Below are 12090 nucleotides of genomic sequence, written 5' to 3'. Positions count from 1 at the left end.
AAAAAATTCATGCAAATTTATTTGTGTTCAAATTCTTTTAATTCTTCTGCAATAAAATATTTCACCAGTTCGCAAAATAGGGACTTGATTACGTCTCCGTTCAGTCCCTGTTCTTGTGCCCATTGTTTTCGTTTTTCAAGCATGCTGTTAAAACGCTCATTCGCTTGTACGTCTTTAGCATTCATTTTAAATTTACTGGCTGCTTTGACATATTCAAAGCGGGCGGAAAGTAACTGGATCACCGCATAATCAATATGATCTATTTCTGTACGAATGTCATTTATGCCGTGGCAGTCCTCAGGTTTATATATTTGATTATATGTCATTGTATTTATTAATTTTTATTTCCATGATATCTGTATTGTAAAACTGATATAAGTGGCAGTACAGTTAAAAAATGATAATTTTACAAATTAATATTATTATTAAATATATGATAAATTAAATTATTTAAATATATGAAATGTAATATTTTATTATGCTAATTATTTTAACCCAAAAGCATAAATTGCTTTAATGAGTATAACTGACCGAAATAAATGAAAAAATCCATGATTGACTTTTGCTGTTTTCTGGTTACAAAAAATATGAGAAACCAAACGTAATACTGAATAAATGCTAATGAGAATAATTCTCAATATCCTATTGAAAACATTATTTTTTTATTTTCTTTTAATGTAATACGCGCTTTTAATAACGTTCGAAATTAGTTACAATACATCAATTTTACCAATATTTGCATAAGGTCAGCGCAGTTATGTTGGCGAATTATTTCCCCATATTAATATTTGTTCTGGTTGGCTTTGCCGCTGGTGTTCTGTTTATCTCTCTCGGTTTACTGCTAGGACCGAACCGGCCATACAAAATGAAACAGGAACCGTTTGAGTGCGGTTTCGAAGCTTTTGAAAATGCACGAATGAAATTCGACGTGCGTTACTATCTGGTAGCCATTTTATTCATCCTGTTTGACCTTGAAGTTGCCTTTATGGTGCCCTGGGCAGTTGTGTTTAAAGAGCTGGGCGCATACGGATTCTGGTCAATGATGGTGTTTTTGCTGATTCTGGTTATCGGCTTTATTTATGAATGGAAAAAAGGCGCTCTGGAATGGGAATAGAAGGCGTTTTAAAAAAAGGATTTGTCACAACCACTGCCGATACCGTACTCAATTATGTGCGTACCGGTTCGTTGTGGCCGGCTACTTTTGGTCTGGCCTGTTGTGCCGTAGAGATGATGCAAGCTGGTGCTGCCCGTTATGACCTTGACCGCTTTGGTATTATTTTCCGCCCGTCGCCGCGTCAGGCCGATCTGATGATTGTCGCCGGTACGCTGTGCAATAAAATGGCTCCCGCCTTGCGGCGTGTTTATGATCAGATGGCCGAACCGCGCTGGGTACTGTCTATGGGTTCCTGTGCCAATGGCGGCGGTTATTATCATTACTCTTATTCTGTGGTTCGGGGCTGTGACCGGATTGTACCGGTTGACGTATATGTACCGGGCTGTCCGCCAACTGCTGAAGCGCTGGTATACGGACTATTGCAGTTGCAGCTGAAAATTAAACGTACCGCCACTATCGCGCGTGTATGAAAGTGAGGGAAATATGGCAGATTTGGCAATACTGAAAGCCGTGTGCGAAGCCACTTTCGGCGATAAGGTACGTTACTGTCTTGACCGTGGTGAGCTGACACTGGATTGTGCAGCAGCTGATTATCATCAGCTTATGCAAACGCTGCGTGACCACAATGAACTGAAATTTGAAACATTGATTGATCTGTGCGGAGTCGATTACCAGAGCTATAAAAATGAGCCATGGGAAGGCAAGCGTTTTGCTGTAGTCAGTCATCTGCTGTCGGTAGCCAATAACTGGCGTGTGCGTGTGCGTGTCTGGGCTGATGCTGAAGATTTTCCTACAGTAGATTCTGTCGTTGATATCTATAACGGTGCCAACTGGTATGAGCGTGAAGCATTCGATATGTTTGGCATCCTGTTTAACAACCATCCTGATTTGCGCCGTATTCTGACTGATTACGGCTTTGTCGGTCATCCGTTTCGCAAAGATTTCCCTGTTTCCGGCTATGTTGAAATGCGTTATGACGAGGCCGAAGGCCGCGTAATTTATCAGCCGGTAACGATTGAACCGCGTGAAATTACACCGCGCGTGGTGAGAGAGGAGCAGTACGGTGTCTAAGTTACGCAATTACACCATTAACTTCGGGCCGCAGCATCCGGCAGCACACGGCGTATTGCGCCTGATTCTGGAAATGGACGGTGAAAATATCGTTCGTGCCGATCCGCATATCGGTCTGTTGCACCGCGGCACAGAAAAACTGGCTGAATCACGCACCTATTTGCAGGCATTGCCATATATGGATCGTCTGGACTACGTATCCATGATGTGTAATGAGCAGGCATACTGCCTGTCAGTGGAGCGTCTGCTGAATATCGAAGTGCCGGTTCGCGCTCAGTATATCCGTGTGATGTTTGCTGAAATTACCCGTATTCTTAATCATCTGATGGGTGTCGGTTCTCATGCGCTGGATATTGGTGCCATGACGGTATTTCTCTATGCTTTCCGCGAGCGGGAAGACCTGATGGATATCTATGAGGCGGTATCAGGTGCGCGCATGCATGCAGCTTATTTCCGCCCGGGTGGTGTATACCGGGATTTACCGGATTTCATGCCTAAATACGAATCCAGTAAATACCGTAATGCCAAAGTTTTGCAAAAACTGAATGCCAGTCGTGAAGGTACCTTGCTGGACTTCATTGAAGACTTTACCAACCGCTTTCCCGCCTGTGTGGATGAATATGAAAATCTGCTCACGGATAACCGTATCTGGAAGCAGCGTACAGTCGGTATCGGTGTAGTATCCCCGGAGCGTGCTCTGCAAAAAGGATTTACCGGTGTGATGCTGCGCGGTTCCGGTATTGAGTGGGATGTGCGTAAGAAACAGCCTTATGATGCTTATGCTCAGGTAGATTTTGATATTCCGGTAGGGATTAATGGTGACTGCTATGACCGTTATCTGTGCCGTATTCATGAAATGCGTCAGGCCAACCGTATTATCCGTCAGTGTGTTGACTGGCTTAAAGCCAATCCCGGTCCGGTAATTATTGATGACCATACTGTGGCCCCGCCGCACCGTACCGCCATGAAAGACGGTATGGAAGAATTAATCCATCACTTTAAGCTGTTTACCGAAGGTATGCATGTACCTGAGGGTGAAGTTTATGTGCCCACCGAGCATCCTAAAGGCGAGTTCGGGGTATATCTGATTTCTGATGGTGCCAATAAACCTTACCGGATGAAGATTCGTGCTCCGGGGTTTGCTCATTTGCAAGGGATGGACGAAATGGCACGTGGTCACATGCTGGCTGATGTGGTGGCTATTATTGGTACACAGGATATCGTATTCGGGGAGGTGGATAGATAATGTTGTCCCCTAACAGCTTAAAACAAATTGATATAGAACTGGCAAAATATCCGGCCGATCAGCGCCGTAGTGCCATTATGTCTGCCTTACGTATTGCGCAGACCGAGCTGGGCTGGCTTCAGCCGGAAACTATTGAAGAAGTGGCTGATTACATTGGTATTCCGCCGGCGCAGGCGTTAGAAGTTGCTACTTTTTATAATATGTATAACCTTAAACCGGTAGGTAAATATAAACTTACTGTGTGTACAAATCTGCCCTGTGCCCTGCGTGGCGGAGTAAATGCAGGTGAGTATCTGCAAAAACGTCTGGGTATCCGCTATGGTGAAACCACAGCCGATGGTAAATATACTCTGGTTGAAGGCGAATGTATGGGTGCCTGTGGCGATGCGCCGGTAATATTAGTCAATAATCATAAAATGTGTAGCTTTATGAGCGAAGAAGCCATTGAAGCAAAACTGGCGGAGTTGAACTAATGGCAATGTACCAGAATGGCGTGATTTTTGATCAGGTTGATACTTCAGACTCTAATTGCTGGACACTGGAAGCTTATATTGCTCGCGGCGGATATCAGGCATTGAAAAAAATTATCAGCGAAAATGTATCGCAGGATGATGTAATTGCCGAGCTTAAAACTTCCGGTCTGCGCGGTCGTGGCGGTGCCGGTTTTCCTACCGGGCTGAAATGGAGCTTTATGCCACGTTCTTTTCCGGGTACCAAATATATCGTGTGCAATACGGATGAGGGTGAACCGGGTACATTCAAAGACCGCGATATAATCGACTACAATCCGCATGCCCTGATTGAAGGCATGATTATCGGCGGCTACGCTATGGGCGCTGCTGTAGGCTATAACTATATACACGGCGAAATCTTCGAGAGCTATCTGCGTTTTGAAACGGCTTTACAGCAGGCGCGCGAAGCAGGATTACTCGGACAAAATATTCTGGGCAGTAATTTCAGCTTTGAGTTGCATGCTCATCATGGTTATGGTGCCTATATCTGTGGTGAAGAAACTGCTCTGTTAGAGTCTCTGGAAGGTAAAAAAGGACAACCGCGTTTCAAACCGCCGTTTCCGGCTTCATATGGCTTATATGGTAAGCCGACAACAGTTAACAATACTGAAACTTTTTCTTCTGTACCGTTCATTATCCGCGACGGCGGTCAGCTGTTTGCTGATAAAGGTATTCCTAATAATGGTGGTACCAAGCTCTTTTCAGTATCCGGTCACGTAGAACGCCCGGGTAACTATGAAATTCCGCTGGGGACGCCGTTTAAGGATTTGCTGGAAATGTGTGGTGGTATGCGAAATGGCAAAAAACTTAAGGCGGTTATTCCCGGAGGTTCTTCTGCACCGGTATTACCGGCAGACATCATGATGGAACTAACCATGGATTATGATGCCATAGCCAAGGCAGGTTCTATGCTGGGTTCCGGTGCGGTCATTGTCATGGATGAAGATGTATGCATGGTCAGAGCACTGGAACGACTGAGCTATTTCTATTTTGAAGAATCATGCGGGCAATGTACGCCGTGCCGTGAAGGAACCGGCTGGCTGTATCGCATTATTCACCGTATTACCTCCGGCAAAGGCCGGCCGGAGGATCTGGATTTGCTGGAATCACTGGGTAGCAATATTTCGGGACGTACCATCTGTGCACTGGCAGATGCGGCTGTTATGCCGATACAGGGCTTTATGAAACATTTCCGCCCCGAATTTGAGCACTACATCGAACACGGCAAACCCATGAAAGAACATCGCTGGTGCTAAGGCACTATCTGCTTAGTTAGGATTGCGAACCTATGTTACAAATTCAAATTGACGGTAAACAACTTTCTGTCGAGCAGGGCAGTACGGTGATAGAAGCCGCCCATAAGGCCGGTACATTCATTCCGCACTTTTGCTATCACAAAAAATTGTCCATCGCCGCCAACTGTCGTATGTGTCTGGTTGAGGTAGAAAAATCGCGCAAGCCATTACCTGCCTGTGCTACGCCGGTCACCGATGGTATGGTTGTTAAAACCAATTCGCCCATGACTAAAGATGCCCAGAAAGGGGTAATGGAATTCCTGCTGATTAACCATCCGCTGGACTGTCCTATTTGTGATCAGGGTGGTGAATGCCTGTTGCAGGACTTGTCAATGGGCTATGGTAAAGGTGCCAGCCGTTATACTGAGGCTAAACATGCTGTGGCCGGTAAAGAAATGGGGCCACTGGTTTCTGCTGCTGAAATGAGCCGCTGTATTCACTGTACCCGCTGTATCCGCTTTACTGAAGAAATTGCCGGTAAGCAGGAGTTGGCCATGATGAATCGTGGTGAATGCTCTGAAATTACACCGTTTAACGGTAAAACACTGGAAACCGAATTGTCTGGTAACGTGATTGATTTGTGCCCGGTGGGCGCACTAACCAGCAAACCATTTCGTTATGACAGCCGTTCATGGGAATTAAGCCGGCGTAAATCTGTGTCTGCTCACGATGCACTGGGCAGTAATCTGATAGTGCAAACTAAAGACCATACCGTGCGCCGGGTACTGCCACTGGAAAACGAAGCCATCAATGAGTGCTGGCTCAGTGACCGTGACCGTTTTGCCTATGCAGGTTTGTATCAGCAGCGTTTAACTCAGCCGCAAATTAAACAGGACAACCAGTGGCATACAGTTGACTGGCAAACTGCGCTGGATTATGTGGCTAAAGGTTTGCACGGTGTCAGCCATGATTTCGGTACCGATGCAATTGGTATGTGGGTCAATCCGGCCAATACTGTTGAAGAAATGTACCTGACCCGTAAACTGGCTAATGCGCTGGGCGTGAATGCTGTTGACAGTCGCCTGCGTCAGCTTGATGAGCGTTTTGGTGCAGCTGCTGAAGGCGCTCAGTGGCTGGGACAGAGTATTGAACAGCTGGCAGAGAATGAGGTGATTTTGCTGGTAGGCACACGCTTACGGCAGGAACAGCCCTTATTAACAGCACGCATCCGTCAGGCAGCTAAAAACGGAACTAAAGTAGCAGTGGTGGCTGCTGCTGATGAAGAGCTGTTTATGCCGTTACTGGCGCAGCTTAGCCTGCATCCTTATCAATGGATTGACTGGCTTAGTGATGCGCTTAACAGCGAAGTAGGTCAGGCCTTATTAAAAGCTGAAAAAGCCAGCATTATTCTTGGTGCGGATGTTTTGAACCATCCGGATGCAGCGGCAGTTTATGCAGCTGCACAGGATCTGGCTGAAGCTACCGACAGTATAGTGGGCGTATTGCCGCAGGCGGCCAACAGTATTGGTGGTGAAATCGTAGGCGTGGCGGCCAGTAAAGCAGAAAATACCATTGCCGCACAAATTAAGCAGCCTAAACAGGCAGTAATGCTGCTCAATGTTGAACCGGATATGGATGTAGCCAACGGAGCTGCGGCCATTGCAGCCCTGAAACAGGCACAGACAGTAATGGCATTCACTGCTTACGACAGTGAAGTATTGCGTGAAGTTGCAGACGTATTATTGCCAATTACGCCATTCACAGAAACCTCAGGCAGTTTTATCAGCATGGAAGGGAGATTACAGTCTTTTCATGGTGTTGTACAGGCTTACAGAGAAGCCAGACCTTTATGGAAGGTATTACGCGTACTGGGTAATGTACTGGAATTGCCGGGCTTTGAATATGAAAATACCCAGCAGATTCTGGCTGATGCGGTTACCAAAGATCAGATACCGGCTTTGCTGAGCAATCGTATACAACCGGTTGCTACCAGTGATCCCGATATCAGTCTGGTACGTGTTGGCGGCGTTAGTCTGTATGCAACTGATGCGATTGTGCGCCGTTCCGAACCCTTACAGAGTACAGTTCATGCCGCAGTACCGGTTGCACGTACCAACAGTGTGACACTGGCCCGGTTTGGTTTGAGTAATGGTGATACCGCACAGGCTAAACAAGGTAATAGTACCGTATCGATTACCATCACTACGGATGATACCTTGCCGGAAAATGTACTGTTTTTGCCATTACATCAGAGTAACTGGCAATTAGGTGCTTTATTGACCACTGTTGAATTGAGTAAAGGATAATCATGCAAGCGTGGTTTCAACAATTACTGGGCAACGACTTCGGTTTACTGGTGTCTGTCATCGTCAAGATTGTCATCATCATGCTGCCGCTGATTATTACCGTAGCCTATCTGACTTATTTCGAACGTAAAGTTATCGGTTATATGCAGCTGCGGGTTGGTCCGAACGTTACCGGACCGTATGGCTTAATCCAGCCGTTTGCCGATGTATTAAAACTGCTGTTCAAGGAAGTTACCCGTCCGTCACAGGCTAATAAGGCACTGTTCTATATCGGACCGATGATGTCACTGATGCCGGCTTTTGCTGCCTGGGCAGTTATCCCGTTCAGTGAAACATGGTTTCTTACCCGAATTAATGCCGGTTTACTTTATATTCTGATGATTACTTCACTGTCTGTTTATGGTGTCATCATTGCTGGCTGGGCTTCCAATTCTAAATATGCTTTTCTCGGTGCTATGCGAGCTTCTGCGCAAACTATTTCCTATGAGATTGCCATGGGATTTGCGCTGATTGGTGTGATTATGGTTTCCGGAAGTATGGATTTTCATGACATTGTTATGTCTCAGGCAAAAGGTTATGCCGGTGGTTCCATTTTCTCATGGAACTGGCTGCCTTTATTTCCGCTGTTTGTGGTGTATCTGATTTCCGCTGTGGCCGAAACCAACCGTGCGCCATTTGACGTAGCCGAAGGTGAATCGGAAATTGTTGCCGGTTTCCATGTAGAGTATTCCGGTTTTGCTTTCGCGTTATTCTTTCTGGCCGAATACATTTTCATGATTCTGGTGGCTGCTCTGACGGCTCTGCTGTTCTTTGGCGGCTGGTTATCTCCCTTTCCGCAAAGCTGGGGCTTTATTGGTACCCCGAGTGTATTGTGGATGTTTCTGAAAATGGCACTGGTGTTGTACTTTTATCTGTGGATACGTGCAACATTCCCGCGTTACCGTTATGACCAGATTATGCGTCTTGGCTGGAAAGTATTGATTCCGGTAACCATTGTGGCAGTAATTGTATTGGGTTTGTGGATGATTTCACCCCTGAATTTATGGCATTAAGCAGGGAAAGGCTCTGATATGGCAAATATAATTAAAACCTTTCTGATGACCGAGTTGCTTTCGGGTATGAAAGTAACTCTGAAAAACTTCTTTGCGCGCAAGGAAACCATATATTTTCCTGAAGAAAAAACCCCGCAATCAGTTCGCTTTCGTGGTTTGCATGCACAACGACGTTATCCCAATGGTGAAGAACGCTGTATTGCCTGCAAACTGTGTGAAGCTGTCTGTCCGGCCATGGCAATCAATATAGAATCTGAAAAACGTGAGGATGGTACACGCAGAACCACACGCTACGATATTGATCTGACTAAATGTATTTTCTGTGGTTTCTGTGAAGAAGCTTGCCCAGTTGATGCTATTGTTGAAACCCGGATTTTCGAATATCACGGTGAAAAACGCGGTGATTTATATTTCACTAAACCCATGTTGCTGGCTATTGGCGATCGCTATGAAGAAGATATCGCTAAATGCAAAGCCGCAGATGCACCATATCGTTAAGAGGTGGTCATGAATTTACCATTAATTCTGTTTTATGTATTTGCCGCCGTGATTTTGTTTGGCGCGATAAATACAGTTATTGCCAAAAATCCGGTACATGCGGTTTTGTTTCTGGTTCTGACATTCTGTGCCAGTGCCATGATGTGGATTCTGATGCAGGCTGAATTTCTCGGCATTGTACTGGTAGTGGTGTATGTGGGTGCGGTAATGGTACTGTTCCTGTTTGTCATCATGATGCTTAATATTGATGTTGAGCAGATGCGCGCCGGCTTCTGGCGGCATGCACCTGTTGCAGCACTAGTGGGTATCCTGACTGCTGCCTTACTGATTGTTATTCTGGTAAATCCGCAGCTCAATCTGGCGAGTCTGGGTAAGGATTCTCCGCTGCCCGCAGACTACAGCAATGTGCATGATCTGGGGATGCAGATTTACACAACCTATCTGTTACCGTTTGAACTGGCGGCTGTATTGCTGGTGCTGGGGATGGTGGCCGCAATAGCTCTGGTTCACCGGCAGACATACAATCCTCGTCGTACCAATCCGGCCGAACAGGTTAAAGTACAGGCAAAAGATCGTTTCCGTATGGTGAAAATGCAGCCTGAAATCGCTACACCGGTAACTGAAGAAGCAAGTAAAGAAGCAACTGAAGGGGAGCAGAAAGCATGATTACCTTAACCCATTATCTGGTGCTCAGCGCAATACTGTTTGCTATTTCTGCCATGGGTATATTTATGAACCGCAAAAACGTACTCGTATTACTGATGTCAATCGAGTTAATGCTATTAGCGGTAAATTTTAACTTTGTGGCTTTTTCCCGTTATCTCGGCGACACCGCCGGACAGATTTTTGTCTTTTTTATTCTGACGGTTGCTGCGGCCGAATCTGCTATTGGTCTGGCAATTATGGTTCTGATTTTCCGTAACCGTCAGAGCATTAATGTACAGGATCTGGATAGCCTCAAAGGCTAACAGGTGAGAGGAACGAGAGAAAAATTATGAGTGTTTATCTGATTATTGCTTTGGCTCCGCTCATCGGTTCATTACTGGCCGGTTTATGCGGTAAGCTGATCGGCCGTAAAGGTGCGCATAGCGTTACCATAGCAGGCGTAGCCGTTTCGGCAGTACTGTCTGCCTGGGTACTCTATGGTTTTATGACCGGAACCCGTCAGCCCTTTGATGAAAATGTGTATACATGGCTGACTATGGGCGGTCTGGACTTCTCAGTAGGGTTTCTGATTGATACCCTTACTGCCACTATGCTGGTGATTGTGACCAGTGTATCGCTGATGGTGCATATCTATACTATCGGCTATATGAGTGATGATGACGGCTATCAGCGCTTTTTCAGCTATATCTCACTGTTTACTTTCTCCATGCTGATGCTGGTAATGAGTAATAACTTCATTCAGTTGTTCTTCGGCTGGGAGGCTGTAGGGCTGGTGTCTTACCTGCTGATTGGTTTTTACTTTAAACGTGACAGTGCTATTTTTGCCAATCTGAAAGCATTTCTGGTTAATCGTGTCGGCGACTTCGGTTTTGTACTGGGTATTGGTCTGGTACTGGCTTATTTCGGCGGCAGCCTTCGCTATGCTGATGTTTTTCAGCATATTGATCAGGTTAAAAATGCCACTATCGAACTGATTCCCGGTCATCCGTGGTCTTTGATTACCGTTACCTGCATTTTGCTGTTTGTGGGCGCAATGGGTAAATCGGCACAGTTTCCGTTGCATGTCTGGTTACCGGATTCAATGGAAGGTCCGACACCGATTTCAGCTCTGATTCATGCGGCAACCATGGTAACAGCCGGTATATTCATGGTATCCCGTATGTCACCCCTGTATGAGTTGTCTGATACTGCTCTGGGTGTGATTATGGTATCCGGTACCATTACTGCGCTGTTTATGGGCTTTCTGGGTATGATTCAGAATGACATTAAACGGGTAATTGCTTATTCAACCTTGTCACAGTTAGGTTATATGACGGTAGCCTTAGGTGCCTCTGCCTATAATATTGCTGTTTTCCATGTCATGACCCATGCTTTCTTCAAAGCACTGTTATTTCTGGCCGCCGGTAGTGTGATTATGGGTATGCACCATGATCAGGATATGCGTCATATGGGCGGATTGCGTAAATACATGCCGGTAACATGGATTTGTATGCTAATTGGTTCATTATCGCTGATTGGCACACCATTTTTCTCCGGTTTCTATTCCAAGGATTCAATTATTGAGGCAGTAAAAGCGTCAACGTTGCCATTCAGTAGTGTGGCCTATGTAGCTCTGGTAGCCAGTGTGTTTGTCACCGCATTCTACTCATTCCGATTGTATTTCCTGGTATTTCATGGTGAAGAAAAATGGCGCAAAGCCGAACATAGCGAACATCATCATTCAGAAGAACATCATGGACTGAAACCACAGGATAATCCGCATGAGAGCCCGCTGGTGGTAACCATTCCGCTGATTCTGCTGGCCATCCCTTCAGTATTTGTAGGTATGTGGGCAATGAAGCCGATGCTGTTCAGTGATTTTTATCAGCATGTGATTTTTATTAATAGTGCTGCACATCCTGCACTGGCATCCGTAGAAGAAGAGTACCACGGCATATTTGCCATGGCTCTGCACAGTCTGACAACTCCTGTGTTATGGCTGGTGATTGCCGGTGTTGTACTGGCGTGGTTCTTCTATATGAAAAAACCACAGATTCCGGCCAGAATTGCTGCATCTATACGTCCGGTTTATACCCTGCTGGATAATAAATACTATCTGGATACTATTTACTATAACGTGTTTGCCAAAGGCAGCCGTCTGCTGGGAACGTTGTTCTGGAAAGTTGGCGACGTTTTCATTATTGATAAATTAATTGTTAATGGTGCTGCACGCGTTGTCGCTGCTGTAGCAGCGCTGATACGGCGTATTCAGACCGGATACATCTATACCTATGCTACAGCAATGGTTGTGGGTGTATTTGTACTGGTGGCATGGACTTTCTGGCCGTTGCTTAAAACAATGTTTGGCGGTTAATTGCGGGCATTCAACTTGGTATCTTTAGGCTATAAAT

The 12090-nt window shown here is 45.7% G+C and carries 13 protein-coding genes; 12 read left to right on the top strand and 1 reads right to left on the bottom strand.

Translation table 11 applies throughout. The annotated features are described in order from the left end of the window. Positions 1-17: 17 nt before the first annotated feature. Positions 18-326 (bottom strand): chorismate mutase, encoded by a 309-nt coding sequence (locus H3U73_RS07835; protein WP_084550422.1) that lies wholly within the window; start codon positions 324-326, stop codon positions 18-20. A gap of 431 nt (positions 327-757) precedes the next feature. On the opposite strand from H3U73_RS07835, the gene H3U73_RS07830 reads away from it, so the two are divergent. From H3U73_RS07830 to nuoL, 12 genes are read left to right on the top strand one after another with little or no spacing between them, the layout of a single operon-like run. Next, on the top strand, positions 758-1114 hold the full coding sequence (locus H3U73_RS07830) for an NADH-quinone oxidoreductase subunit A (RefSeq protein WP_025329722.1): 357 nt from the start codon (positions 758-760) through the stop codon (positions 1112-1114). Next, a complete protein-coding gene (locus tag H3U73_RS07825; RefSeq protein ID WP_025329723.1) occupies positions 1105-1584 on the top strand; it encodes an NADH-quinone oxidoreductase subunit B family protein in 480 nt (159 codons plus the stop codon). Before H3U73_RS07830 ends, H3U73_RS07825 begins: the two co-directional genes overlap by 10 nt. A gap of 13 nt (positions 1585-1597) precedes the next feature. Continuing rightward, a complete protein-coding gene (locus H3U73_RS07820) occupies positions 1598-2185 on the top strand; it encodes an NADH-quinone oxidoreductase subunit C (RefSeq protein WP_084550458.1) in 588 nt (195 codons plus the stop codon). After that, positions 2178-3431: an NADH-quinone oxidoreductase subunit D gene (locus H3U73_RS07815; RefSeq protein WP_025329725.1), complete on the top strand. Its 1254-nt coding sequence runs from the start codon at positions 2178-2180 to the stop codon at positions 3429-3431. The genes H3U73_RS07820 and H3U73_RS07815 overlap by 8 nt, the downstream gene beginning before the upstream one ends. Then, a complete protein-coding gene (gene nuoE / locus H3U73_RS07810; RefSeq protein WP_025329726.1) occupies positions 3431-3904 on the top strand; it encodes an NADH-quinone oxidoreductase subunit NuoE in 474 nt (157 codons plus the stop codon). The genes H3U73_RS07815 and nuoE overlap by 1 nt, the downstream gene beginning before the upstream one ends. After that, positions 3904-5199 carry an NADH-quinone oxidoreductase subunit NuoF gene (nuoF, locus tag H3U73_RS07805; RefSeq protein WP_078474500.1) on the top strand — a complete coding sequence of 432 codons (1296 nt, stop codon included), beginning with the start codon at positions 3904-3906 and terminating at the stop codon, positions 5197-5199. Before nuoE ends, nuoF begins: the two co-directional genes overlap by 1 nt. 32 nt (positions 5200-5231) lie before the next feature. Further along, positions 5232-7484 carry an NADH-quinone oxidoreductase subunit NuoG gene (gene nuoG, locus H3U73_RS07800; protein ID WP_198190311.1) on the top strand — a complete coding sequence of 751 codons (2253 nt, stop codon included), beginning with the start codon at positions 5232-5234 and terminating at the stop codon, positions 7482-7484. A gap of 2 nt (positions 7485-7486) precedes the next feature. Next, the gene (gene nuoH / locus H3U73_RS07795) at positions 7487-8536 is read left to right on the top strand and encodes an NADH-quinone oxidoreductase subunit NuoH (RefSeq protein WP_025329729.1); all 1050 of its coding nucleotides are present in this window, start codon (positions 7487-7489) and stop codon (positions 8534-8536) included. Between the two features lie 18 nt (positions 8537-8554). Beyond that, the gene (nuoI, locus tag H3U73_RS07790) at positions 8555-9034 is read left to right on the top strand and encodes an NADH-quinone oxidoreductase subunit NuoI (protein WP_025329730.1); all 480 of its coding nucleotides are present in this window, start codon (positions 8555-8557) and stop codon (positions 9032-9034) included. 9 nt (positions 9035-9043) lie between these two features. Continuing rightward, positions 9044-9700 (top strand): NADH-quinone oxidoreductase subunit J, encoded by a 657-nt coding sequence (locus tag H3U73_RS07785; protein ID WP_084564427.1) that lies wholly within the window; start codon positions 9044-9046, stop codon positions 9698-9700. Beyond that, on the top strand, positions 9697-10002 hold the full coding sequence (gene nuoK / locus H3U73_RS07780; RefSeq protein WP_025329732.1) for an NADH-quinone oxidoreductase subunit NuoK: 306 nt from the start codon (positions 9697-9699) through the stop codon (positions 10000-10002). Before H3U73_RS07785 ends, nuoK begins: the two co-directional genes overlap by 4 nt. Positions 10003-10028: 26 nt before the next feature. Next, the gene (nuoL, locus tag H3U73_RS07775; RefSeq protein WP_078474498.1) at positions 10029-12053 is read left to right on the top strand and encodes an NADH-quinone oxidoreductase subunit L; all 2025 of its coding nucleotides are present in this window, start codon (positions 10029-10031) and stop codon (positions 12051-12053) included. Positions 12054-12090 lie beyond the last annotated feature (37 nt).

Origin of the sequence: Snodgrassella sp. W8124 (assembly GCF_016100875.1) — a bacterium.
GTDB lineage: Bacteria > Pseudomonadota > Gammaproteobacteria > Burkholderiales > Neisseriaceae > Snodgrassella > Snodgrassella alvi.
Note: the sequence above shows the minus strand (reverse complement) of the source record. Positions and strands in the feature narration are given on the sequence as shown.

Excerpts from the sequence above, each read along its gene's own strand:
- nuoH (WP_025329729.1), top strand. The coding sequence starts at position 7,487 with ATGCAAGCGTGGTTTCAACAATTACTGGGCAACGACTTCGGTTTACTG.
- nuoE (WP_025329726.1), top strand. The coding sequence starts at position 3,431 with ATGTTGTCCCCTAACAGCTTAAAACAAATTGATATAGAACTGGCAAAA.
- nuoL (WP_078474498.1), top strand. The coding sequence starts at position 10,029 with ATGAGTGTTTATCTGATTATTGCTTTGGCTCCGCTCATCGGTTCATTA.
- nuoI (WP_025329730.1), top strand. The coding sequence starts at position 8,555 with ATGGCAAATATAATTAAAACCTTTCTGATGACCGAGTTGCTTTCGGGT.
- H3U73_RS07825 (WP_025329723.1), top strand. The coding sequence starts at position 1,105 with ATGGGAATAGAAGGCGTTTTAAAAAAAGGATTTGTCACAACCACTGCC.
- H3U73_RS07835 (WP_084550422.1), bottom strand. The coding sequence starts at position 326 with ATGACATATAATCAAATATATAAACCTGAGGACTGCCACGGCATAAAT.
- nuoK (WP_025329732.1), top strand. The coding sequence starts at position 9,697 with ATGATTACCTTAACCCATTATCTGGTGCTCAGCGCAATACTGTTTGCT.
- nuoG (WP_198190311.1), top strand. The coding sequence starts at position 5,232 with ATGTTACAAATTCAAATTGACGGTAAACAACTTTCTGTCGAGCAGGGC.
- nuoF (WP_078474500.1), top strand. The coding sequence starts at position 3,904 with ATGGCAATGTACCAGAATGGCGTGATTTTTGATCAGGTTGATACTTCA.
- H3U73_RS07785 (WP_084564427.1), top strand. The coding sequence starts at position 9,044 with ATGAATTTACCATTAATTCTGTTTTATGTATTTGCCGCCGTGATTTTG.
- H3U73_RS07820 (WP_084550458.1), top strand. The coding sequence starts at position 1,598 with ATGGCAGATTTGGCAATACTGAAAGCCGTGTGCGAAGCCACTTTCGGC.
- H3U73_RS07830 (WP_025329722.1), top strand. The coding sequence starts at position 758 with ATGTTGGCGAATTATTTCCCCATATTAATATTTGTTCTGGTTGGCTTT.